At 48.8% G+C, this 24,659-nt stretch carries 22 protein-coding genes and 1 riboswitch; of the genes, 10 read left to right on the forward strand and 12 right to left on the reverse strand.

Going from position 1 to position 24,659, the window contains the following annotated elements; all coding sequences use genetic code 11:
• Window positions 1–487: 487 nt before the first annotated feature.
• A complete protein-coding gene (locus JUF22_RS13330) occupies window positions 488–3,262 on the reverse strand; it encodes a DEAD/DEAH box helicase (protein WP_203647090.1) in 2,775 nt (924 codons plus the stop codon).
• 266 nt (window positions 3,263–3,528) lie between these two features.
• On the opposite strand from JUF22_RS13330, the gene JUF22_RS13335 reads away from it, so the two are divergent.
• Window positions 3,529–5,430: a heavy metal translocating P-type ATPase gene (locus JUF22_RS13335; RefSeq protein ID WP_203647091.1), complete on the forward strand. Its 1,902-nt coding sequence runs from the start codon at window positions 3,529–3,531 to the stop codon at window positions 5,428–5,430.
• Window positions 5,431–5,508: 78 nt separating this feature from the next.
• Here the strand turns inward: JUF22_RS13335 and JUF22_RS13340 are convergent, their stop codons facing one another.
• Window positions 5,509–5,859 carry a hypothetical protein gene (locus tag JUF22_RS13340; protein ID WP_203647093.1) on the reverse strand — a complete coding sequence of 117 codons (351 nt, stop codon included), beginning with the start codon at window positions 5,857–5,859 and terminating at the stop codon, window positions 5,509–5,511.
• Between the two features lie 225 nt (window positions 5,860–6,084).
• Window positions 6,085–6,903 (reverse strand): Ig-like domain-containing protein, encoded by an 819-nt coding sequence (locus JUF22_RS13345; protein WP_203647095.1) that lies wholly within the window; start codon window positions 6,901–6,903, stop codon window positions 6,085–6,087.
• A gap of 240 nt (window positions 6,904–7,143) precedes the next feature.
• Between JUF22_RS13345 and JUF22_RS13350 the strand changes: the two genes are divergently transcribed.
• Window positions 7,144–7,986 carry an aldo/keto reductase gene (locus tag JUF22_RS13350; RefSeq protein WP_203647097.1) on the forward strand — a complete coding sequence of 281 codons (843 nt, stop codon included), beginning with the start codon at window positions 7,144–7,146 and terminating at the stop codon, window positions 7,984–7,986.
• 85 nt (window positions 7,987–8,071) lie between these two features.
• Here the strand turns inward: JUF22_RS13350 and JUF22_RS13355 are convergent, their stop codons facing one another.
• A complete protein-coding gene (locus JUF22_RS13355; protein ID WP_203647099.1) occupies window positions 8,072–8,887 on the reverse strand; it encodes an AAC(3) family N-acetyltransferase in 816 nt (271 codons plus the stop codon).
• Window positions 8,888–9,339: 452 nt separating this feature from the next.
• On the opposite strand from JUF22_RS13355, the gene zwf reads away from it, so the two are divergent.
• Entirely contained in the window at window positions 9,340–10,827 is a 1,488-nt protein-coding gene (gene zwf, locus JUF22_RS13360; RefSeq protein ID WP_203647101.1) for a glucose-6-phosphate dehydrogenase, read from the forward strand.
• 72 nt (window positions 10,828–10,899) lie between these two features.
• Here the strand turns inward: zwf and JUF22_RS13365 are convergent, their stop codons facing one another.
• Window positions 10,900–11,652, reverse strand: a complete 753-nt coding sequence (locus JUF22_RS13365; protein ID WP_203647103.1) for an SDR family NAD(P)-dependent oxidoreductase — start codon at window positions 11,650–11,652, stop codon at window positions 10,900–10,902.
• An 87-nt stretch (window positions 11,653–11,739) separates the two neighbouring features.
• Here JUF22_RS13365 and JUF22_RS13370 point away from each other — a divergent pair, with 87 nt between their 5' ends.
• A complete protein-coding gene (locus tag JUF22_RS13370; RefSeq protein ID WP_203647105.1) occupies window positions 11,740–12,420 on the forward strand; it encodes a Crp/Fnr family transcriptional regulator in 681 nt (226 codons plus the stop codon).
• Between the two features lie 76 nt (window positions 12,421–12,496).
• Here the strand turns inward: JUF22_RS13370 and JUF22_RS13375 are convergent, their stop codons facing one another.
• The gene (locus JUF22_RS13375; protein WP_203647107.1) at window positions 12,497–12,934 is read right to left on the reverse strand and encodes a GNAT family N-acetyltransferase; all 438 of its coding nucleotides are present in this window, start codon (window positions 12,932–12,934) and stop codon (window positions 12,497–12,499) included.
• Between the two features lie 84 nt (window positions 12,935–13,018).
• Here JUF22_RS13375 and JUF22_RS13380 point away from each other — a divergent pair, with 84 nt between their 5' ends.
• The 3 genes from JUF22_RS13380 (at window position 13,019) to JUF22_RS13390 (ending at window position 15,829) form a co-directional block, all read left to right on the forward strand.
• Window positions 13,019–13,450 (forward strand): MarR family transcriptional regulator, encoded by a 432-nt coding sequence (locus tag JUF22_RS13380; RefSeq protein ID WP_203647109.1) that lies wholly within the window; start codon window positions 13,019–13,021, stop codon window positions 13,448–13,450.
• A gap of 153 nt (window positions 13,451–13,603) precedes the next feature.
• Window positions 13,604–15,046 carry an NADP-dependent phosphogluconate dehydrogenase gene (gnd, locus tag JUF22_RS13385; protein ID WP_125765318.1) on the forward strand — a complete coding sequence of 481 codons (1,443 nt, stop codon included), beginning with the start codon at window positions 13,604–13,606 and terminating at the stop codon, window positions 15,044–15,046.
• Window positions 15,047–15,205: 159 nt separating this feature from the next.
• The gene (locus JUF22_RS13390) at window positions 15,206–15,829 is read left to right on the forward strand and encodes a helix-turn-helix domain-containing protein (RefSeq protein ID WP_203647110.1); all 624 of its coding nucleotides are present in this window, start codon (window positions 15,206–15,208) and stop codon (window positions 15,827–15,829) included.
• Window positions 15,830–15,897: 68 nt separating this feature from the next.
• On the opposite strand, the gene JUF22_RS13395 is transcribed toward JUF22_RS13390, so the two are convergent.
• Window positions 15,898–16,482 (reverse strand): hypothetical protein, encoded by a 585-nt coding sequence (locus JUF22_RS13395; protein WP_203647112.1) that lies wholly within the window; start codon window positions 16,480–16,482, stop codon window positions 15,898–15,900.
• A gap of 305 nt (window positions 16,483–16,787) precedes the next feature.
• Between JUF22_RS13395 and JUF22_RS13400 the strand changes: the two genes are divergently transcribed.
• Window positions 16,788–17,228 carry a hypothetical protein gene (locus tag JUF22_RS13400; RefSeq protein ID WP_203647114.1) on the forward strand — a complete coding sequence of 147 codons (441 nt, stop codon included), beginning with the start codon at window positions 16,788–16,790 and terminating at the stop codon, window positions 17,226–17,228.
• Between the two features lie 49 nt (window positions 17,229–17,277).
• On the opposite strand, the gene JUF22_RS13405 is transcribed toward JUF22_RS13400, so the two are convergent.
• Complete coding sequence (locus tag JUF22_RS13405) at window positions 17,278–18,453, reverse strand: NADH-dependent flavin oxidoreductase (protein ID WP_203647116.1); 1,176 nt, start codon at window positions 18,451–18,453, stop codon at window positions 17,278–17,280.
• Window positions 18,454–18,600: 147 nt separating this feature from the next.
• On the opposite strand from JUF22_RS13405, the gene JUF22_RS13410 reads away from it, so the two are divergent.
• The gene (locus JUF22_RS13410; RefSeq protein ID WP_203647118.1) at window positions 18,601–19,158 is read left to right on the forward strand and encodes a TetR/AcrR family transcriptional regulator; all 558 of its coding nucleotides are present in this window, start codon (window positions 18,601–18,603) and stop codon (window positions 19,156–19,158) included.
• 48 nt (window positions 19,159–19,206) lie between these two features.
• Here the strand turns inward: JUF22_RS13410 and JUF22_RS13415 are convergent, their stop codons facing one another.
• Together JUF22_RS13415 and JUF22_RS13420 are read right to left on the reverse strand one after the other, a co-directional pair.
• Window positions 19,207–19,470, reverse strand: coding sequence for a hypothetical protein (locus JUF22_RS13415; RefSeq protein WP_125765322.1), 264 nt, complete (start codon window positions 19,468–19,470; stop codon window positions 19,207–19,209).
• A 91-nt stretch (window positions 19,471–19,561) separates the two neighbouring features.
• Entirely contained in the window at window positions 19,562–20,203 is a 642-nt protein-coding gene (locus JUF22_RS13420; protein ID WP_203647119.1) for an SDR family oxidoreductase, read from the reverse strand.
• A 518-nt stretch (window positions 20,204–20,721) separates the two neighbouring features.
• Here JUF22_RS13420 and JUF22_RS13425 point away from each other — a divergent pair.
• Window positions 20,722–21,069: a hypothetical protein gene (locus JUF22_RS13425; protein ID WP_203639696.1), complete on the forward strand. Its 348-nt coding sequence runs from the start codon at window positions 20,722–20,724 to the stop codon at window positions 21,067–21,069.
• Between the two features lie 93 nt (window positions 21,070–21,162).
• Here the strand turns inward: JUF22_RS13425 and JUF22_RS13430 are convergent, their stop codons facing one another.
• Window positions 21,163–21,726, reverse strand: a complete 564-nt coding sequence (locus JUF22_RS13430) for a peroxiredoxin (RefSeq protein ID WP_125765325.1) — start codon at window positions 21,724–21,726, stop codon at window positions 21,163–21,165.
• A gap of 218 nt (window positions 21,727–21,944) precedes the next feature.
• A riboswitch (M-box (ykoK) riboswitch) is annotated at window positions 21,945–22,111 on the forward strand.
• A 744-nt stretch (window positions 22,112–22,855) separates the two neighbouring features.
• Window positions 22,856–24,142, reverse strand: coding sequence for a cation:dicarboxylate symporter family transporter (locus JUF22_RS13435; RefSeq protein ID WP_203639694.1), 1,287 nt, complete (start codon window positions 24,140–24,142; stop codon window positions 22,856–22,858).
• Between the last annotated feature and the right edge of the window lie 517 nt (window positions 24,143–24,659).

Raw genomic sequence — 24,659 nt, forward strand, 5'->3', positions numbered from 1 at the left:
TACCAAAAAGCTGGTTGAGGAAAATCCGAAGATTTTCCTCAACCAGCTTTCATTTTGGAGACTTATGTCACAGCCCCTTTTATTTACCACGTAATATTTATTTTGTTATGCTAGCGATTTTTCGTTTGACGACGGCATCCCCACTTGTTAGCCTTAGCTTTAACCTAGCACCCCACCTAAGGAGGCTGCTGCCATCAAAAACAACCTACTAACCCTACTCGAGCTGTTTATTGCCGTGCTCATCGCCTTCAAGCTCTTTGCATGGCTCAGCAATCAGGCCTTCACGCTAGGCGCTGGTTATTCGCTATTACTGAGCCTCCTACTCCTGCTGGTTTTCTGCATCCTCACGTACGAGATCACGCGTTTCTTTGTGCGCCGGCTGCATAAAAAATAAAATTCTACTTTTAGCTAAATAAAAGCAAGGCACTCATCAGTCCGTTCTCCAACCAGAGACGCTGATAAGTGTCTTGCTTTTCGTCTTAAATTCTCAAAATAGCTTTGGTTTTTCGTTTAAAAAAACATTTAAAAATCGTTCAGCCAATTGTGAACTTTCAAATTCTAAAGCTGAGTTTTCCTGAGCACTGAACAGCAACTGCTGATAATCAATCCAAACAGATTTTTCATCAATAATCAATGCGTTCAATACCTGCAGACTTTCGACAACTTCTACATCAGACAATGCCTGATATGCCGATATAACTTTAGGTGAACACACCACGGTTACCTTAGGACCCTTCATTCGTTTCACAAATCCCACAATAGCAGGATGATCTGTTGTTACACCAATTACGACGCCTGATTCGCTATTTTGGATATCAGCCTGTAACTTACCTAATCCCGGCTTCCCACTCCTAATCTGCACAACAGATTGTGTTTCACCAGACTGTATTTGATACTGAAGTTCTCGGTAAGTCTTTTGACGCTTCTGATACATTTTTTCAAGCATTGGAACAAACAAATCCACATAATCGTAAACAACTAAATCTGTCTTATTCTCCAGATCACGATTAAGTCGCCCTAAATACTGTTCAACACTACCTTTCCAAGAAACTGGCATCGCTAGTAATAACGTATCAATAGAGTGAACGTCAAAACCTTCGCCCACAAAACTACCAGTAGCCAAAATTACATAAGGAGATTGACAACGTTTGATTTTATCGATATTTCGTTGATTCTCTTTGTTTTTTTGATGCCCCGACAGCTCGAAAACAGTTATCTCAGACCATCTGGCTAACGCCATTTTTAAAACATCAATTTGCTCCAATCTTTGCGTCAGTACTAATTGATGCTTGTTTTGCTTGAAATTTTCTAATATATCATTCACAATCAACCGATTTCGATCCTGATCCTTTATCATAGCCTCATAGTTATCCTGCATACTATTTTGACTCATCACACCACCATTTAATTCACCCAAACCCGTGGGTCTTAGTACAACAGTCCGTGTCGTTGTCAGCAATTGACGCTCATCAGTTTTGGCCGTACGATAGGCAATCTTCCCTGCGCGCATAAAAATAATTGGATCCCAGCCATCTCGCCGATAAGGTGTTGCAGATAATCCATATACATAACGTGCTGGTGACTGTTTAATGACATCGTCAAAGGTAACGGCCGCCAAATGGTGCACCTCGTCAATAATAACCATGCCATAATGCTGCAAGAATTCTGGTAGATTTTTCATGCGGCTTAGTGTCTGAACCGTTGCCACATCTACTAATCGGCTAACTGATTTGTGCCCACTAAAGTATGTGCCAATGATTGATTTTTTCTTCTTCCGTCCTGTTTTAGTTAATTCAACCCAAGGTTCATCGGTAATTTCCAAAAAATGAAGAAGTTGTTTTTGCCACTGATTAGCTAACTCCCGATTATTCACGATAACCAATGTACTTACTGCTTTTTCTGCAATCATGCTTGCCGCAATGACTGTCTTACCAAATCCTGTTCTTGCAGCTAAAACTCCCATTCGCTGTTTCAGTAACGCCTCTTGTGCTGTGCGTTGTTCTGCCCGTAGTTCACCCGTAAATTGTATGTGCAAAGAACTACCACTTTCGGTTTTATCTATAAAGTTCGGCTGTGGTAACCGGACAGCCAAAAACCACTCAACACCACGAGGTAATACTAAGTATTTGCCTTGATGACTAGCCAATGATACGTAACGTGGTGTATCCCAAGTGCTTAACCGTTGTTTTTGTTTTTTATAGAAATCAGGATTGTCAAAAGTTGCTGCCCAACGTAGTGCATTAATTTGCCGCGAGTTCAAATCAGCCATGTCTATATAAAGTTGATCACTCCGAATAATCTTTATGCCCGTCTTGATGGTTAACAAATCATCTTTTAATAAATCTGGCTCATAAGTATCTAACTGCTGAAAAAGCCGGAATGTATTTCCTTCTTCCAACTTGCCAATCGCTTCTTTAACTCGTCGTTCATCCATCAGTTTTATCTGTACCAGAAACTTCCACTGATTCTTATACGGTTTAAAGTCCTCATCGATAAATAAGCTGTTTCCTAATTTCATTCGTTGATACTGCAAGGGAGCCGCAATCAGGTTGCCAAACCCTTTCTGTGTCAGATGATTCTGACTGGGAAAGAGCCGGTCAAATGCTGAAAAGGAAATACTGGTATTGATTGCCATTGCCCGTTTCAAAATTGCCTGCCCAAAGTGCCGAGCCAGTTCGGACGCCATTTTGTGAGCAAAGAAAACCCACAAATGAGCACCATTTCCTGATTGCGAACGTTCTACTGCAATCGGAATCTTGAATTGGCGACAGACCTTTGACAATGATGTCGTTATTTCTTTCCAATTATGTTTATCAATATCGATAACCAGAAAGTTACACGTGTCATCCCGTAATAACGGATAGATACCAATGAAAATTTTTCCTTGTAAATGTTCCTTCACAACCTCATCAGTTAACGGTAGTAAATCATCCCGGTTAGGGCGTCCATCGATAAACCCAGTGGCTGGACTGTAAACATCCCTCTGAGCTTTCTTATTGTAATACCGCTTGGCATAAATATCCGACCGTCCATTAAAACGGGTACGATAGAGCTTAATTTTCTCCTGCGCTGTTAAGCCTATTTTTTTCATGGGTTCCTCGATTAAATCTACCCACTGTTCAAAACTAGATAGCGATTCTACCATAATTTCCTGCGTTTGGCAGTCAATATAAACCGCTTCCTTTTCGCCAGTTAGTCGATTCGTGGCAATAGCTTTCAAACGATACTGATTGCCGGCTGTATCCTGATAGCTCCAGTCCAAACGGCATCCCCCTTTAAAATTAAGTAGTCGTCTTGATTTTAACCGATTGAAACCATTTGCGACAACTTTTTAAGTAAATGTGCTGTAAACTTCGGCGTTACAACATTCTTCGTCAGTTTTCTTCCCACGAATCCAAATAAATCCCAACTATTTCCCCCAACTTGATTCACATCAAGTTAATCTACCCCCATCGCAGGCATAATGAATACATAAACAAGGAACACAAAAACTTACTTAGGAATGATCAATAGAAAGGATGCTACCCCATGAAATTTCAACGCTTTATTTACAGTCACACCAACCCCATTACCTTCTGGTCTGCCGGCTTAATCATTCTTGGTTTCCTGAACACCTGGTTCACCAAGGTGCCTTACGTGACCGATGTCGCCTGGATCATCGCTTCCGTTATCGCCGCCGCCCCAATCGTTTTGCGGGCCATCAGCGCGTTGAAAGCCAAGGTCTTCAGTATTGAACTGTTGGTTGGAATCGCCGTCATCGGGGCATTTGCCATCGGTGAATTTGAAGAATCAGCCATCGTGACCTTCCTCTTCCTCTTCGGGTCCTACCTCGAACAGAAGACGCTGGCCAAGACCCGGGGTGCCATCCAATCATTGACGGAAATGGCCCCAACGACTGCCCAACTGGTCAACGACGACGGCACGACTGAAGAAGTCGACGTCGATGACCTGGAAGAAGGTAACGTTGTGTTAGTCAAGGCCGGTGGCCAAGTCCCCGTCGATGGTAAAATCGTCGACGGCACGGGTTACGTCAACGAAGCCTCCATTACCGGTGAATCTCGCCCCGTTAATAAGCAAAATGGTGACGGCGTTTACTCCGGTGCCATGGTTGAAAGTGGGACGTTAACCATTGAAGCCACCCAAGTTGGGGACGAAACGACTTTCTCCAAGATTATTGAACTGGTCGAAGAAGCCCAAGATACCAAGTCTCCCGCTGAAAAGTTTATTGATAAATTTGCGCAATACTACACGCCAGCCGTTCTGGTCATCGCCATTCTGGTCTACGTCTTCTCGCAAGATTTACGGTTAGCCATCACCGTCTTGGTTCTCGGTTGCCCTGGGGCCCTGGTTATCGGCGCGCCCGTTTCTAACGTGGCTGGTATCGGTAACGGTGCTAAAAACGGAATCCTGATCAAGGGTGGCGACGTGGTCGAAAGTCTCGCCAAGGTTGATACCATCGTCTTTGATAAGACTGGGACGCTGACCACTGGTAAGATGACCGTCGCTGGTTTGAAGCAATACACGAACGACCAATCCCTCTTAGCCGGAGTTGCTCAGGTCGAAAAAACTTCTGATCACCCGCTGGCACAAGCCATTGTGGCGCACTTAGACGCCCACCTCGATGCGAACGCTGCTGCCATTGAAACGGAAACCATCAAGGGTCGTGGGATGGTCGGCAACTGGCACGATGACAGTCTCTACGTCGGGAACGCCGCCTTACTGAAAGATAACGGCATTGATTTGACTGCTGATCAATTAACCGATTTACACGAAATGCAAGATGAGGGTCAATCCACTGTCTTAGTCGGCTACCAAGGTCAACTCGCCTTCATCCTGGGCGTTGCCGATACGGTTCGTCCCGAGGTTCCCGCTGCTTTAGCCGCCCTGAAACGCCAAGGCATCAAGCACCTGGTTATGTTAACCGGTGACAACCAAGCCACTGCCTCCGCCGTTGCTGAATCCTTAGGCATCGATGAAGTCCACGCCGACTTGCTACCAGCCGACAAGGTCACCTTTGTGAAGAAGTTCCAAGACATGGGCCGCAACGTCGCCTTCGTTGGAGACGGGATCAACGACAGTCCTTCCTTAGCCACCGCTAGTGTCGGCATTGCCATGGGTGGTGGGACCGACGTCGCCATTGAAACGGCCGACGTGGTCTTGATGCAATCCAGCTTCACCGCTCTGAATCACGCGGTCGGTTTAGCCAAGAAGACTTCTGCCAACACCAAGGAAAACATCACCATCGCCATCTTGACGGTCGCCTTCCTGCTGATTGGCCTGGTTTACGGTTACATCTACATGGCCAGTGGAATGTTCGTCCACGAAGCCTCCATCCTGGTCGTTATCTTCAACGCGATGCGCCTGATTGGGTACAAGCCTCGCGGTAAGAAGGACGCCCAACCCGTTGCCCAACAATTAGCCACGAACTAAATAGTTGGTAAATGAAAAGCGCTAGGTCACTGACGACCTGGCGCTTTTCCTGTGCGATAAATAATTTCATAACTTGTTTTAAACTTTGTTGGCGTAGCATTTCAGCCCGCAGCCGACACCCAGATACACCAGGTAGCCGCCAATCAACGGGCTTAACCCCGTTCCGACCAGCAAGGCGTATCCACTCATACTGATGAAGCCCAGCAAACCACTCAGACAGGTGATCCCCCGAAAGCGGAGCCAGAACAGGCTAAGCGCAAAGATGATGGTCGCCGCAGCAGTTAATTCCCAGAGTACGAGCTCATTTGTGGCGGTATCCCCGTACGTGAGCGCCATCGTGTTGACCATGTCGCCCCACGCCAGGTATATTGCGATCCCGATGCCCACAACGCCGAGACCAATCAAACTTATCTTCAGTCTATGTTGCACGTCACCGTTCCCCCTTTGAACGACTGAATCCGTGGTTCACTCCCCAGTGGCACCGGATTCAGACACTTTGTGAATTCTCTGTATCATTAAGTATTTTAGTCGTTTAGGGCCGGTTAAACAAGTCGGTGTCGTGAACTGTAATCAACTATTTTCACCAGCTATCATTAGCCCAACAAAAAACGACCCCATCACATTGATGAGGTCATCCATTTATTTAGTCATTAATTACTTCGTGAAAGTCCACTTAGCAGCTGGAGCAACGCCGGCCTTAACGGCAACGACTTGGTTCTTGCTGTTAACAAGCTTAAAGCTCTTGGCAGAAGTGAAACGCAGGTAGAGCGTTTGCGCCGTCTTGGAACCCTTAGGGGTGTAGTTGATCTTCCAGAACGTTGGGGTCTTAGCATCTACGCTGTACTTAGCGTAAGAAACTAAGGTCTTAACCTTCTTACCGTTCTTGTAAAGCGTTTGGTTAAAACCAGTCTTTTGGCTGAAGACGATCTTTTGAGAATACTTGTTAGCCGTGTTGGACTTCCAAGTACCAGTAGGCGTCTTCACACCGTAGTTGGCAACCTTCTTGGTAGAAGTCGTCGTGGTCTTAGCCGTGGTCGTCTTCTTGGTTGACGTGGTCTTCTTAGTAGAAGTCGTCTTCGTGGTCGTTGCAGCCTTAGTCGCAGCGGCTTGGACGCGGATGATCCGGTAGAAAGAAGTCTTCGTCTTAGGGTTCGTTGCGTAAACGTAAACGTTCGCGTTCTTCTTCAACTTCTTGGACAGCTTGATGCTGTACTTACCAGTCGTCTTAGAAGCAGTCCCACTAGCCAAGTTCTTCTTAGCGTTCTTGGTCGCCTTAACGGTAACCTTAGAACCCTTCGTAGCAGTCCCCGAAACTTTAGCAGATGACGTGTAAACAGCGTTAACGCTCAAGCTAGGACCAACATGCGTCGTTGCGGCGTGAGCAGTCGTTGGTGTCACAGCGGCAGCGGGTGCAACGGCTCCCAGAGTAGCTAAGGTAACCAGTCCGGTCATAGCAACCATAAATTTTTTCATTATATCCTGACCCCTATTCTACCGGCATTCTCGCGCCGGTATTTAATTTTTTAACCGACTAGTAGTATAACAGATTTTATGGTAAAAAGGTCTAAAATCGAACAGGAGTTTAGACTTTTTTAACGTCCCTTAAAATTAACTTGATTCACCATTTTCCCGAGGCGAAATGTTTGCGATTGTATTGGTAAAAGACTAACTTATTGTGCATAACCATATTCTGACTATTGAGGTGGAACTCTAATGGAAAAAACTTTTAAATTTGACGACGAATTAACCGTTAATCGCTTAGGCTACGGCACCATGCAGCTGACTGGCGACGGCGTTTGGGGCCCCGTGGCGGATCCCGATAACGCGGTCAAGGTCATTGAAACGGCCATCGATCATGGCGTGAACTTCATTGATACCGCCGATGCTTACGGTCCCTTCTACGCCAACTTGTACCTACGACAGGCCCTGCAAAACCGGCCCGACAGCCACGTGATGGTTGCCACCAAAGTTGGCCAAACGCGGCAAGGTCCGAACCTGTGGACCCCAACCGGTGTGCCAGCCTACCTCCGTCAGCAGGTCGAACTGAACCTGTTTACCCTAGGCCTCGACCATCTTGATTTACTCCAATTACACCGCATCGACCCCAACGTGCCATTGGCCGACCAAATAGGGGAGCTGAAGGCCTTACAGGACGAAGGCAAGATCAAACACATCGGCTTGAGTCAGGTCTCCGTCGACCAACTCAAGGAAGCCGAAAAGATTGCGCCAATCGCTTCCGTTCAAAACATGTACAACCTCAGTAACCGGCAGGATGAAGACGTGCTGAACTACGCGGACGCCCACCACATTGCTTTCATTCCGTGGTTCCCGTTAGCGACTGGTCAACTCATCAACAACCCCACACTGACTGACATCGCCCAGACCTACGACGCGTCTCCCGCTCAGATTGCCTTAGCCTGGTTACTGAAACGCTCGGACGTTATCTTACCTATTCCTGGAACCAAGTCCAGCGAACACGAATTACAAAACATTCACGGGCAAGACATTGACCTGAGTCAAGCAGACTTTGACGCTTTGAAGGCACTGGCTAACTAAGTGTGAACTTCAAAAAGACAGGCACCGCTAGGACTATCCTCGAGATAGCGTTAGCGGTGCCTGTCTTCATTTCTATAATCACTACCTATTTAGCGGCTAAATCTTTCTCCCGGTAATAGGTACGCGCAAAATCGACCAGGGCTCGCATCGACATGACCCGAGCCAAGTGCCCGTCACCAATGGGTTCTTCGTGGACGACGTCTGGCTGTGCGGCCATGAATGCGGCGCCCATTTCATTGAAATCATCGTAGGGTTCCAGCGGTGCCATGGCAAAGGAGACCCACTGCGGCTGGCCGTCGACGCTGATGGGCGCCCGTTCCAGGTGGGTTGGTCGACCAATCGTGGAATCCGCCAGGTGAATCGCTGTGGCATTCTCAAATGGTGTCCCCAGGCACACGACCTTGGCGTCCAGGTCATAGAGTTTCTGGAGGGGCCCCAGTTCACCAAACGGCACGTCCAAGGTCGGCGTCTCACAGATTTTCTCGGCATCACGACCCCAGGCGGTCATCGAACAGGTTGGGTGATTGCTCCGATGGGTGTCCGGTAACGTCCGAAAATATTCCGGCGTTAGGCCAATCATGTGACAGGGCGTTTGCTCCCGGTCAAAGGCTGGCATACCGGCAATAACCTTGGCCTGCAAGTCGGCGCGGACGGGCGGATTTTCCCAATCGACCGGATCAGACCAGTCCGCTGACTGCGCGGGCATGGCAATATTGCCGTCCCACAGTGTCGCTTTTAATGTAGTCACCAACGTCTGCTCCCCGCCCGGAATGAACCCAAAGGCACTGAGCGCCGTGTGAACCAGACAGGTGTCCGTGGACTCGAGTCCCAGCTTCATAAACAACTGGCGCAGGTCGTCCGCCGTGGTTACCGTCTGGATTTCTCGTTGATTCCAACTCATGGCAATCCCTCTTTTCTAATGGATTCAGTGTACCATGATTTTGACCCAAAATTTTTCACAAACTCGCGTCGTCTCACGTTACTATCGAACCCGTTTCTGATAGACTACAAGTGGCAGCGATTTCACAAAAGAGCTAAGCGAAAGTCGCTTCCATGCTGATTCGTCGTAAATATTATCGTTTTCATGAAAACGTCAAATCGTTGAAAACGTTGATTCTACGCAATTGCAACCGGTTGTCTAAATTTTAAATTCTTGCTTTAAAAAGGTCGCGTTTCATGGCAAAGAAGCGTATAATACATTTTTGAAGTGGTCTAGACATCGTTTAGATCATTGCGGACCCGGGGCGGCATTGCTCACCGCTCACGGATAGCCGACAGCATTGCTAACTGTTTCTCATATTTATTGTAGATACGACTCATATAACGAACTTACACTTAAGGAGTGACAATCTCGTGGCAACTGAACGCACAGCTTTATTCATGTTCTTCGGGGCTACCGGTGACTTAGCTTACCGGAAACTTTACCCTAGTCTGTTTAACCTTTACAAAAAAGGCAGTTTACGGACACACTTCGCCGTTATCGGGACTTCCCGTCAAACGCTTGATGATGACAAATTCCGTGTCGCAGTTAAGAAGTCTTTAGCTGACAGCGGTAACCGCGCCGACTCAAAAGAAGCCAGCGACTTTATTTCTCATTTCTACTACCAAGCTCACGACGTTACCGACACGGCGCACTACTCCGTCTTGAAGGACGCTGCTGAAAAGCTGGACAAGAAGTACAAGTTACAAGGTAACCGGATCTTCTATCTGTCCATGGCCCCACAATTCTTCGGCACGATTGCCAAAGACTTAAAGGCTCAAGGCTTGATGTCCACCAACGAAGACGCCTTCAACCGTTTGGTTATTGAAAAACCATTCGGCCGCGACTTTGACTCCGCTAAGCAATTAAACGATGCCTTAAGCAACTCCTTCGAGGAAGAACAAATCTTCCGGATCGACCATTACTTAGGTAAGGAAATGATCCAAAACATCGAAGCTTTGCGTTTTGGGAACACGCTGGTTGAATCCCTGTGGAACAACCGGTACATTGACAACATCCAAGTCACCCTTTCTGAAAAGTTAGGGGTTGAAGAACGGGCTTCTTACTACGACAACAGTGGGGCTTTACGTGATATGGTCCAAAACCACATCATGCAAATCGTTTCCCTGTTAGCCATGGAACAACCCGTTGCCTTCACGGACGTTGATATCCGGGCTGAAAAGGTCAAAGCTTTACGGAGCCTGCGCGTGTACAACGTCGCTGACGCCGCAACCAACTTTGTCCGTGGCCAATACGGCTCCGTTGACAACCAACCAGACTACCGTCATGAAGACAATGTTCCAGCTGATTCTACGACTGAAACCTTCGTTGCCGGCAAGCTGTTGTTCGACAACTACCGTTGGTCCGGTACCCCATTCTACGTGCGGACTGGTAAGATGTTGGCTGACAAGTTCACCCGAGTTGACGTGGTCTTCAAGCGTCCACTGGTTGATATCTTTGCCTTCCCACAATCTCAAAACACGCCATTGGCTGCCAACGTTTTGACGATCTTCGTTGAACCACACGCAGGGTTCTCTCTGCAATTGAACGCCAAGACCAACGACGCTGGCTTCTCAACGGAACCAATCAAGTTGGATTACTTGGTTGATGCTGAAAAGTCTAAGGAAACGCCAGAACCATACGAACGTCTGTTACACGACGTCTTGAAGGGTGACGGGACTAACTTCTCAAGTTGGCCAGAAGTTTCCTACGCTTGGAAGTTCGTGGATCAAATCCGTCGTGTTTGGGACTTACAAGCACCTAACTTCCCTAACTACACGCCACATTCAATGGGACCAGCCGCCGCTGAAGAATTAATTCAACGCGACCACCGTGAATGGATCTACCGTTTAAACAACTAATTTATAATTAAGCAAAAGCGCTGACTGCCAGGAATCTGGCAATCAGCGCTTTTTTGTTGTGAACGATATGTTTTATAAATCGAGAATGCCCAAACCCTTAAACTCAGCGTAACCATCATCGGCCATAACGACACTCCCGTTAATGGCAGCCGCCTCCGGCAAGGTCATCAGCCAAATAGCGCCGGCCAATTCTGCCGTAGTGATCAGACGGCCCTTCATCAATAGCTTGGACCCGTAAGCCCGGGCTTTGTCCGGCACCATCCCCGTGTCAACCCAACCGGGCGCCACGCAGACGACCCGGATACCAAAGGGACTGAGTTCACGGGCCAGGGCCTTGGTGAACATGTGCACGCCACCCTTGGATGCATGATAAGCGATTGATTCATGGTTCGCCATGACACCGTCGATTGAGCCGACGTTAACGATGGTCCCACTCCCCTGCTCTTTCATGACCCGGGCAACGGCTTGAGCCATATAAATAGTTCCCATCAGATTAATTTGAATCGTCCGTTCGACGTTATCCAAATCGGCATCAGTCAAATCAACTTCCTTGGCCAGAATGCCCGCCACGTTGGCCAACACGTCAATCCGACCATACTGCTTCACCACTGCCGCGACGGTTTCAGCGACGGCAGCTCGGTCGGCAACGTTACAACTCACCACGTTGAAACGTTTTTCTCCAATTTGTGCTTTAGCGGCGGCGACCTTTTCTGCTGAATCTACGCTGGCCGCAACGACCTCATAGCCTTCTTGGACAAACTTTTGCGCTGTTGCTAACCCAATGCCACTGGTCCCACCGGTAATAATGGCCACTTGTTTTGTCATGACGAATTCCTCCTTGAGTACGTTTGTTAGGGTCATTTTAAGCTATAATTGAAAGCGCTTATACATCAAATGAGGTGGTGTTCTCCAATGCTCAAAATCCCTGAATATTACTCAGAAGGTATCTTTAATCCCTTTGCGGCTAAGTTAACGGCGGGGCGGACTCCGCAGACCTTTCAAGCCAACGACCAACTGGTCACCATTGGCGAATTCATGAGTCGCAGTTTTTACATTCATCGTGGCGTCCTGCGTTTCTACATTTTGGATGCCGAAACGGGTCGTGAAAAAACGGAATGGTTCATCGGTCCCGGTGACTTGTTCCCCCTGTATAGTCCGCTTGAACGGCAATATCGCATGGAGCGCGATGCCTTCCTAGTCAAAGCCCAGACGGATGTGGTGGTCACACCCTTGTCGCAGCAGTTTTTGGCATCCCAACTGGCTGACACCGACTTCGCCAAGGCCATGCTGCGACAATACGCCGACTTCAGCAATATTTTGCTCTATGACGCTGTGATTTTGGCGTCGCAGGACAGTCAGACCAAGGTCTGCAACTACCTGTATCAGTACGAAAAGCTGCTGAAACCCCACGGCATCGTTCTCACCCAGGAAGCCATGGCTAGCAACGTTGGCGTTCCTTTATTAACGTTCACTCGGGTACTGCAAAAACTGCGGGAAAAGGGAATCGTGACTACGGCCCGCAAATCGTTGACGATCGTGGATTGGCCAGGGTTGGTGCGGCTCTGTAGTCCAGAGTTGTTGGCAGAAAATTAATCTTTGGCAGTAAAAAAGGACTATAGCTCTCACTATAATCCCCGTTTGATGCGTCGTGGCTTGGGCTATTTTGGCCTTAGATTCCCGCCTTCGTCATCTGAATATGCGGCGTCCCATTGAAATTAAATACGGCACCCGTCGCGGTGTAGCCAAACTTCTCGTAGAAATGCTGCTTATCAATCTGAGCCTCAATGCTGATGGGTTGCAACGCAAAATTAGCGTGCAGGTCCGCCTCGATGTGGTCGACCAGTTGCCGACCCAGTCCCGTCCCCCGACGTTCTGGAATCGTCAGGACCCGGCCAAACGTGACGTGGTCATCCTCTTCAAAGACCCGCGCATAGGCGACCAATTGGTTCCCGTCATACCCCAGCACGTGGTGGGCCACGGGATCAATATCATCGATTTCTTGATAGACCCGGTCTTGCGCGATAACGAATGTACGAATACGTTCATATGCAATCTTATATAAATCAATGGTCGACAGCTCATTAAACCATTTAGTTTGCCATTCCAAATCAATTATCTTCTCTCTGTGCTATACTATTTTTAACTAGTATCGGTTATTTTAATTGCAAATGCAACTATAAAAGGAGAAAATATGGCAAATTCTTTTCGCAGCATCGGCTTGATTGCCCGTGTGACGGCAACCATGGGAAACCAACTTTTTCAAGCTGACGATCTCGCTAACAATCAATTCATCTATCTTCTACGGATCACGGAACAGCCAGGGATCACCCAGACCGAGTTGGCTAGCCAACTTCACGTTGACCCCTCCACCTGTCTACGAACTGTGCGCAAGCTTATCACGAGTGGCTATGTCAGTCGTGAGACCGATGACGCCAATAAGAAACGCCGACCCCTAGTCGCCACGACTAAGGGCATGGCAATGGCACCCGCGCTTGAAGCCTATGAGCAACACGTCCTGGCCATCGGCACCGCCGGTTTATCTACCGGTGAGGCCGCCCTGCTCGAAGAATTGCTGGCCAAGGTTGCGACGAACATGCGTGATTTCCAGGAAAAGCGTTCCTAGACCGCGTACTGTTACCATTTTGCGCGACTGTTTTGAAACCTGAGCGATTTTTTCACCCATTTCCAGTCAAATCAGTTTCCTTTCAAATTGTTCAATGCTACACTAGCTGGTGGAAAGTCGTTACTAATTTTGAAACAAAAAGGAAGGTTACTAATGGCAGATCAAAAAGCAAATATTGGTGTAGTTGGTATGGCAGTCATGGGCAAGAATTTAGCCCTGAACATCGAAAGTCGCGGGTACACGGTCGGAATCTTTAACCGTTCCGCAAACAAGACTGAACAAGTCATGAAGGACCACAGCGAAAAGAAACTGGTTCCAAGTTACACGGTTGAAGACTTTGTTAAATCTTTGGAAACGCCACGGCGGATTCTCTTGATGGTTAAGGCTGGAAAGCCAACTGATGCCGTTATTCACGAACTGTTACCATTGCTTGATAAGGGTGACGTGCTGATTGATGGTGGGAACACGAACTTCCATGACACCATGGCACGGAACGCTGAACTGGACAAGTCCGGCATCAACTTCATTGGTATGGGTGTGTCCGGTGGTGAATTAGGGGCCTTACAAGGACCTTCACTGATGCCCGGCGGCCAAAAGGAAGCTTATGATCTCGTTGAACCTATCTTAACTAAAATTGCGGCTAAGGCGCCTCAAGACGGCAAGCCATGTGTCACTTACATTGGGCCTAACGGTGCCGGCCACTACGTTAAGATGGTCCACAACGGTATCGAATACGGTGATGAAGAGCTGATCGATGAAAGCTACAACATCATGCGTAACGTTGCCGGAATCTCCGTTGACGACATGGCTGATATCTTTAAGGAATGGAACAAGGGTGAACTCGATAGCTACTTGGTCGAAATCACTGCTGACATCCTTTCCCGTAAGGATGACTTAGGCGACGACAAGAACTTGCCAATCGTTGATGCCATCAAAGACCGTGGGAACAACAAAGGAACTGGTAAGTGGAGTTCCGAAGATGCCCTCGATGTACAAGTCCCACAATCTGTGATTACGGAAGCCGTTTACGCCCGTTATATTTCCATGTTGAAGGACGAACGGGTCAAGGCTTCTAAGGAATTGCCAGCTGCAGCTAAGCAGGGTAAGGCCGAAATCGCTGACAAGGACAAGTTCGTTGAAGAAGTTCGTCAAGCCCTCTTCTTTGGTAAGCTGATGAGTTACGCCCAGGGCTTTGAACAACTGCGGTTCGCTTCTGAAGCTAACGATTGGGACCTGAAGTTTGGTGAATTAGCACAGATTTGGCGTGGCGGTTGCATTATCCGGGCCCAATTCCTGCAAAATATCACCGACGCCTTCGACAAGGATCCTAAGTTGACTAACCTGCTGTTCGATAGCTACTTCAAGGATATCGCCGGTAAGTATCAACAATCCATCCGTGACGTGGTTGCCATGGCCGTTCAAGCCGGCATCCCCGTTCCTAGTTTGTCCGCTGCTATCACTTACTACGATAGCTTCCGTGCAGAAGTTCTGCCTGCTAACTTGTTACAAGCACAACGGGATTACTTCGGTGCCCACACCTACGAACGGAACGACCGCGATGGGAACTTCCATTACAGTTGGTACGAAGAACAATAAATTTAATTTTAAATTGATTTTGAAGACTCACGGTCGTTTTGATCGTGAGTTTTTTATTTGAGTAGAAACGCCGTCATATCAGCGTTGCAGAGAACCTTTGCTAGACACTTCTCCCCACCTGTGCCTATACTAGACGCATCAGTTAGAGGAGGCACCACCATGGAATTCGGGGAAAGAATTAAACGCACACGGCAACACCAAGATTTAACACAAGAAATCGTCGCGAAGCATTTACACGTCACGCGACAAACCATTTCCAGTTGGGAACGCGGCAAGAGCTATCCTGACATTGATAGTCTGATTCAACTAAGCGATTATTTTCAGATTTCCTTAGATACATTGCTCAAGAACGATACCGGGCTGACTGATACACTACGGAAACCTGTCGTTCTCCAATCGATTAAACCCGTCATTAAAACACTCACCATCGTTGATATTCTCTTTTTGATTGGCCTGAGCTTTTCGCACCAGACCTTTATTAGTCAGGACCTATTCTACCTAATGGGCATGATCAACATCTTAGCGTTAAACCAATTAACGGTCTTCGCAAATAGTTTGGATAACGTTAATCCGTATGTCGCGTGGACGAAACGGCGGCCATGGATTTTGCTGGTTACCCTCGGTAGCGCAGTGGCCGCACTGATTCTAAAATTCACCGGCAACGTCCCACTCGCTAGCGACTTCACCTTCCTCGCAACCATTACGGCGATTATCCTGGTTTCTGCCGAATTTTCCTTTTGGCATAAACGTGCCGGCGCCAATCAACTCGATCAACTACCTTAATCTACTAGTAAATGGCTAGGGCTAACATTGCCCTGGCCGTTTTTTGTTGGCCAATCGCAGAACCAGACTCAATCAAAGATGCCAATCGATTGCAAATACTGCCGACTGATTTTCGTGTACTTGATAACGGGATGCTTTCCGTGCAGGCGTTCGTGGGTCGCCAAAGGATGATCGTTAAATCCCTGGGTGCTGCCCAACCCTTGGAAGAACAGCGTGTTCCGTCCCTTCAACGCATATCGACCGGTGGCATACAGTTTGCCATCTGACATCGACAGCAACGCATGCAGCTGCCAATGATTGCGGTTGATTTGGTACAGCGTATTGGTCTTATTAGCACGTAACTTTGTGGCAATTGGATTCACCGGATTCAGATTCGCCCCGCTGAACGTTTGCAGGCCTAATTTCATGGTCTTGCGAGAAATCACACTGCCGTCAATACGGTTGGCGGTCACATGTAAATAAACCAGGTCGCTGGCATGGCGATGGGTCGTTTTGGTACCATAGGTATACCAGTAGCCACGCAAAGCCTTGGGCGTGCTAGCTAGTTGCCGGTGTGCCGCGTGAACCGGTGTCGTGAATAACTGCACCCAAATTGTCGCCAACATTAAACTTAAAATAATTCCCATCACTTGCTTTGCTCGACCGTTTGCCATCCGCTTCGCCCCCGATACTATTTTCTAAAGTATCGCTGACACGCCTTGAATTGTCAATCAAGAACTGCAAAAGAGTGGTTATGACGACGGTTCCATAAGTGCCTTCATCTTCGGACCTACCACTAGGTGAATGGTTTTAGTCGTCCTTTCATCTGACGCTAAAACGGCTGTGCCCGAACACTACTACGACCATTAATCCTTAGCCCACTGTTTTCACTGTCATGACCCTAACCGATTTATTTTTATCACCCACGCGATTAAGACCACCTATACTGGGACTAAACCAAGTTAGGAGTGTGATTGTCATGAAAGCCCTCGCGCATTTATCTCCAAAATCCGGGTCTATTTTCCTAGCAGCCTCCCCTCATCGCTACCTCATTCTGTACCTGCAGGCCCTGCCTGTTTGGCTCCTTCTCATCCTACTAAATTGCCAGTTTACCTTAAACAAATTCAGTTTCACTTGGAACCTGACCTCGTGGTACCTCACCCTCTGTTACGCCACCTTCCCATTGGTGGCCATCCTCCTGTCACACCTCCGCGCTAGCTGGCCCCGTCATCCCCACCCAATGGCCCAGGCACCAACGCCACGGGCTAGCATTTACGCGGCCGGTCTGCCCCTAATGCCCTTACGCGATTACACGGTCCAGCACGAGCACTGGTTACCAAAGTTGTTAAGCAATTTTGGTAAGTTTCTCTTTGCGCCACTGATCCTGTTAGCCTACGGATTGTGGCACGTCTTCAGCTAAAAAACTGCCACCTAGGTCGATGCCCAGGTGGCAGTTTTTGGATTCATTTTTATTTCCGAAATACTAAATCTTCCGCATTCCCTTTTTCAGTCGTGGCTAGTGCGGGTTCAAACCCAATGTGGGCGCCCCCAGCATCCATCCCCGCCAAGAAATCAAAGTATGGTGAGGCAACCCCTAGTTCGTCCAAATCAGCGAGTGGTAAGGTGTAGCGAATGCTGTCTTCGGCCCCGGCTTCGACCTTCTCGACCCAATGTGGCTCGCGAATACTTTCCCGGCCAATCGCAACGAAGTCAATGCCAGCTTCCATCACCCGTTCGGCATCGACGGGCGTCTTGACGTTCCCGACAGAAATCAATGGCGTCTCCTGGGTCACATCTTGAATCTGGTCGATCAGTGGCGTCTTGTCCGTTCGCTCATTGATCGATGGCCGCCAAACATTTCCCATGGAAACATGGAGGTAGTCCAAGCCCAGGGTATCCAGCTTCTGAACCAATTTCAGCGTGTCCGCCATCCGAATACCAGGTTCCTCAATCTCTTCTGGTGAGAAGCGGTAGCCAACGGCAAATGGCCGGTCCGCATAGGTGGCAACGGCCTTCTGCACCTCGGCCACGACGCGTAAGGGGAAGGTCATCCGCTTTTCAACGGAGCCGCCCCACTTGTCAGTCCGCCGGTTGCTGTGCGGAGAGAAGAACTGTTGGATCAGGTAGGTGTTGGCGCCGTGGATTTCTACACCGTCAAACCCGGCCTGAATGGCCCGCCGCGTCGCTTCACCAAAGTCGGTGATTGTTTGCTCAATCTCGACATCCGTTAACTCGGCTGGCGTCTCCATCCCCGGACGTGGGGCGGCAACGGCGCTAGCAGAAACCGGTTGTTGCCCCCGTAAAATAGCAGAACTGGACATCCGACCGGCACTAAAAATTTGCAAAATAGCCCTGGTCCCGTTCTGTTGGATGGTGGTTGCCAACTTCGTCAGGCCCGGAATGAACCGGTCTTCAGCAGCGGACAGCTCGCCCTCAAAGCCCTTACCGCGGGCATTGACGTTGGCGACGGGGGTGATAAATAAGCCAACACCCCCAGCATGAATCGCGGCGTACCGCAGTTCATCACGAGAGACTTCCCCATTCGCCAGCGACATGCACTCCGTCATTGGTGGCAAGACGATCCGATTTTTCACGGTCACGCCGGACTTCAACGTTGCTGCTCTCAGAAATTGATATTGACTCATTTAAAAACCCCTCCTAAGTTAGTCACAAGAACTTTACTTGTCTACTGTAACAGAATCGCTTATTATTAGTAACGAACGTTTTGTGAAATTTGTTCATATTTGAACAAAAATCCTCAGTTGTCTACTTATTGGAAGGAGCGCGACCCTATGGATATTCGCCATCAACTCTTACACGCCGTCTACACACTAGCCCAGCGGCAGGCCATTAAAGACATGACCGTTAATGATATTCTCGCGGAAGCTGAGGTCAGTCGCGGGTCGTTTTATAAATATTTTGCTGACAAATATGACGTCGTCAATAGCTACTACGAAGAGGCCATGACTGAAATCTTTAAGGACTGCGACGCCTTTACCTGGCAGGGTATTTTCACCAAGATGACAACTTACTTGGAAAAACACCGCGTCTTCTTTCGGGCCGCCTTCCAGAATGAGGGGCAAAACGCCTTCACCCAATTCTTCCGCGACTACCTGAATCAAAAGTTTGCGGCCATCATCACGACCCACAGTAGCCACCAGGCGCTCTCCACTGACGAACGCAAGGCCGTGCGCTTCTTCGTCGATGGCTTCGTCACCTACACGCGTCAGTGGATTCTGAGTGACACGCCCCAATCCGCCACTGATTTAGGCTACGAACTGCATTTATTTATGCCGGAAATTTTATGCCGTATTCGGCTGGATCTGCCCGTCACTACCCCCACCTTTTAGACACAAAAACCGCCTGAGGAGCAATTTCCCAGACGGTTTTAAATTTTTCTATTGACGCGTGTGGCCACCAGCTGTGGTCCCCGCTAAACGATCTTCAAGTGCCATTTGAATCGCGTGGAGGTTTTCCCAGTGGTCAATTTCAGTGGCGAGGCCTGCTTGCCATTGCGCTTTTTCGCGACTCTTGGCAATGAACCGGTCCCAGTCCATATCGGCCGTGGTCCGGTCTTTTGTCTGCCGCCATTTCGCCCATTCATCAAGGTGGTGCGCTAACTCCAGAGCTTCTGGCGCGTCTAACACTAAGTTCTCAGTCATAACCGTCCCCTCCTTAGCAAATGTTCAGTCGGATACTCTCTATTTCTATCTTCATTTTAACAAGAAAAATTGACGAACGCGACCATTATGCTCACAACTGGTCAATCACCTGATTAATCGATTGGTCGCCTTGCAATAACGGGACGGTCTTGCCGATTGTCTGGGGGGCATGTAGGGCCGCCACTAAGAAGGTAGCGACGTCTTCTCGGGGCACACTGCCGACCGCCAACGGGTCACTCTTAATTTTGCCAGTCCCCGGATGAAAGGACAGCGCGCCCGGCTGCACGATGGTGTAATCCAGGTGCGTCTGGTGGACCAGCCAGTTGTCGGCGTAAAATTTCGCCACGTACAACGGCTTCAACGGATCGGCCCAGCGGTTGCGGTCCTCGGCAAATAACATGCTGATCATCAAGAAGCGGTGGACGCCGGCAATTTCAGCGGCCTGCATGGTCTTCACGGCGCCGTCCAGGTCAATCAGCAACGTCATATCGTCCCTGGTACGCCCGCCAGAGCCCGCGGCGAAGATGATGGCCTCCGCATCCATAAACGTGCTAGCAATCCGCTCAGGCTTCTCTAGGAGGTCTAGCCGGCGCACAGCGATGCCCTGGTCTTCCCAGTCCTCGCCATCTTCGTCCGGCCGCAACCCGGCAATCGGTTCATCCCCCTTAGCCAACAGTTGCGCCACTAATAGCCGACCCACGTGGCCGTTTGCCCCAACGATCATTACCCGCATCAGTTCTCATGCTCCCTTCCAAACTTTCCATAATCATTATACACTACGCGTTAACCGGTCTTTACCAGCGTCTCCGAGATGGTGAAAATGAAAATTGTGGGTCGTTCCCGACGGCGGGCTCAAACTGCCCTGCTGTGGGGAACGGCTCCAGCCTGAGAAGCGGTCTTCCGCCTCGCCTTGAAACCTCGCTAAAACCGCGAGTTTCCAAGGTCGTCCCGTGATTTAGGCTGAGCAAGCCGCTCAGCCTAAATCACCGACACAGCTGGCCAGTTTGGCCCGCCTCTGGTCACTGACACAGATAGCTCATTTTCATCCCCGGCGAATCTACAAATCCTAGTAAATCGACTGCAATCCCACAGCACAGGACGTAATCCCACACTATAGAAGTCATTGACAACTGAAATTTTTTGACCAGTCTGCTTTACCCCACTAGCCCCCATGCTATAATGAAGGAAGGGCACCGACCGACTTTGACCGATACTCGCTTTGACACACACATTTTGAGGAGGTCTCAAATTTTGCAAAATCCAGATTTGACCATCACTGACTTGGACGAAAATGCCCAAAACACTGCTCTAACTGATTTTGTCCACTTTTATTTACGACACTACCGGACCAACGATTTGGAAATCTTGGCTTCGTTTAAGGTTGATTACGCCATGAACGATATCAACATGTACATTTACAGCAACCTGAACTTCAGCCCCGACCAATTGGCCGCTGGGGTTCTGGCTAACAAGCGCGACCTATTCTTAACCATTTTGAAGACGGTCAACCTGCCTTACACGGCAAGTGGTGCGCTCAAAGATTTAACTTGGGACGGCTGGTACGCACAACAGTACGCTGGCATCGCCGAAGGTAAATAAACAAGCAGGCAATGAGGGGCAGGTAGCTGCCTTTTTTTGCGCACTAAAAGGCGCGTCCGGATTATTCTGGACGCGCCTTTGATAATTTAGTCGTTAAATTTTACCAACCAGGTCTGTCCCCGGCTTCAGCGTTTCTTCGCCCGGATGCCAGTTGGCTGGACAAACACGATCGCCGTGCTCTGCGACGAACTGAGCCGCGGTCAACGTCCGCAAAATCTCTTCGGCATTGCGGCCGATACCCATATCGTTGATGGTGTATGAACGTACCTTGCCGGCAGGGTCCAGAATAAAGACGCCCCGGTAAGCCTGTCCTGCCTCTTCGTCCAGCACGTCATAGTGCCGTGCGAGCACCCCGGCTGGGTCGGCAATCATTGGGTATGCCACGTGACCGACCTCATCGCTCTGCTCGTGCCAAGCCTGGTGCACGAACTCCGTGTCTTCAGAAATACTATAGATCTCCGCATTCTGTTTCTGAAACGCCGCGTAGTGCGCTGCTAGGTCACCGAGTTCCGTGGGACAAACGAAAGAAAAGTCGGCTGGATAGAAGAACAACACGGACCAGTGGCCCAGTAAGTCGGTGGGCGTTAAAGACTGTACCTCGCCGTCTTGATAGGCATTGACTTGAAAATCGGGTAACGCAGAACCAATATAATTCATGATTTAAAACTCCCCTCATTCAATTGATAACTTCTAACACACCCCTAGCATACGCGGTTTCCATCACGAAATCAAGAATCATTCTAAACTAGAAAAGTATCGGACGTTTGCCTATTATAAAGGTTTTAATAGTTTGTTATTATAATTATTATTCGCTAGGGATTACGCTTTTTTCTTGCATTGTGGGCTGAAAGCAGATATACTAAGTACATAGATAAATTAGAAGCTGTTAGGTGAGGCTCCTATACGGAAAATGCTACTGCTCAGAAACGTCGAGAAACGCCAATGAGTCAGCTGTTCAGGTCAATTCAAGGCCTGATCTAATGTAGCTGTTATGAAATTAACTACGCCGTATAGTGCTAAAACTCAACGACTAGCCAAAATCACACATGTTTTTATTGTGCGCTTAGCTAGTCGTGGCTAAGCGCTTTTAATTTGTCGCAGTTGTCACTGTCGACTTACTACAGGAGGTGATTGAACATGACAACGCAACTTTTAGATGATCCCGGAGCGTGTTATTACTCGCCGGTGGGAAAGTTACAGTCTGTTCAAGCCTCTTGGTTGACGCTTTGAGGAGGACAAACCTCTAGCTTTCCCTATCCCGGACCCCGTAGCTTGATGCGGAGGTTCGACTAGTAGACTTTAAACGGAAACGACTGGCCACTTTATTTCAGACGCTGTCGGTGTTGCAACCGACCGTAACTCGTCTGAACTTCCCGAACTCGTTCGTGTGCCAGTCGGGTTCCACCCACTTAATGGATAACGCAAGCTAGAGTTACCAGTCTTTCTCAGCAACTATGTCACCACAATGCATTGACGTGCTAGTCGCATAGTGTTACACCACGTAGCGATGCTTCACCGTTGGGGGAACCCGATGGCGAGAAAAACATTTCGTAACTGACGCCGTTTCAACTAGGTCGGTTTTTAATCTCTAACGGTCGATACGACTAATCAATACCAAACCAATCATAAACTGGTTATCAACGCCATCTGATGGCCCCCCATGGGCTGATGGGAATCACCCCGCAAGGTGCCACCGCCGTGACGTTGATGAGCTGGTATTACCAAACACGCTTCACTAAAAAGCAGCGAACCAATTCCGAAAACGGATTGGTTCGCTGCTTTTTTATTATTTCGCTTTTGCCGAGTGAAGATGGTCCAGGTAAGCCTGACTCTTCTCCTCGCTAAATTCATGTTCAGATTTCCCAATGATCACGGTTGCCAGGGAGTTCCCCACCACGTTAACGGCGGTCCGTCCCATATCAACTAACCGGTCGATCCCAGCAATAAAGGTTAACCCACTCATGGGCACCCCAATCGTAGAAACCGTGGCCAGTAAGACCACGAAGGAGGCACCAGGTACCCCGGCCATCCCTTTACTGGTAATCATCAAGACCACCAGCAAGGTAATCTGCTGTCCCAGGCTCAGGTGAATGTGGTATGCCTGTGCCAGGAAGAGTGCGGCCAATGACTGGTAAATCGCGGACCCATCCAGGTTGAACGTGTACCCAGTGGGAATCACAAAGGACACGATGCCTTGGCTAACCCCGAACTTATCCATTTTATCGATCAACCGGGGTAAGGTTGCTTCGGAACTCGCCGTTGAGAAGGCCAAGATGGCTTCATCCTTAATGACGTAGAGCAGGTCCCACAACCGGAACCCGAACAACCGGGCCGCCAAGCCCATGAACACGAGAATGAAGACGGCCATGGTCGCGTAGGCTAAGACGATGAAATACCCCAGCGGTGCCAGCGCCGACAGTCCCATTTGCGCAATGGTGACCCCAATCAGCGCACAGACCCCGATGGGCGCCGTGTGCATGACCCAGTTCGTCACGCGGAACATCACTTGCGAAACGGCGTCTAAGGCATCAATAATGACCTGTCCCTGCTTACCAATAGCGGCCGTTCCCAGTCCGAAGAAGACGGAGAAGAAGATGACTGGCATCATGTCCCCTTCAGACAGCGACTTGAAGATATTGGTTGGGATAATCCCCATTAAGGTGGCCCAAATACCAGAGTTCCCAGCCGATTTGGCAGAGGAAACGTACTGACTGATGTCGGTACTATGTAATTGATGAATATCAATGAAGTCCCCGGGTTTAAAGATGTTCCCCACCAACAACCCTAAGGCAATTGCAATCGTGGTCATGATTTCAAAGTAAATGATGGTTTTCCCACCAATTCGGCCCAATTGCTTAATGTCACCCATGTTGGCGATCCCAACGGTCAGGCAGGAAACCACGATTGGCAGAACGATCATTTGAATCAACCCAATAAACATGTTCCCGATGTTTTGCATCGCTGTAATAGCGACCTTGTTCTGATAAAAGACTGCCCCCAGAATAATTCCGAGAATCAATCCAATCAGAATTTGCCACCCTAGACTCAGGCGGTACTTCCGATACTTCTGCATGCTACTGTCACCTATTCTCTCTTATTTTGATAGTTTCAGATAATTTAGGTAGTGATTAGTCACAACAGTCATAATGATAGCACAACGACCCGCCCCGGCAAAGATGGCACACAACCGATTTGAGGTGGGAAAACGCCCTCAGTTAGTCTGTAACGCCATTTAGGTGTGTCAGCTACCACGGAGACGCTAACCGATTTAACGGCCACCTGAGACCAATAAGGGGCTGAATTTACCATTTCTAGTAGCTAGTCCTAACCACTGGCTGTCCTAAGCAATAGATTTTTGTGAAAATATCAATCACGCCGCTATGCGCGATTGGTAAAACGTTTATGCCATTTATATTGAAGAATCTATTTCTGACGCGATCGGGGTGCCAGACGCACTGGCGCTGCGGTCATGCGCCAGTCCTCTTTTAAATTTCTGCACAAAAAAAGGAACCCATCACTGGGTTCCTTACGTTTGCGTGGCAACGTCCTATCCTCGCAGGGGGCGATCCCCCAACTACTATCGGCGTGCT

This window comes from Levilactobacillus lanxiensis (assembly GCF_016861655.1).
Taxonomy (GTDB): Bacteria; Bacillota; Bacilli; order Lactobacillales; family Lactobacillaceae; genus Levilactobacillus; species Levilactobacillus lanxiensis.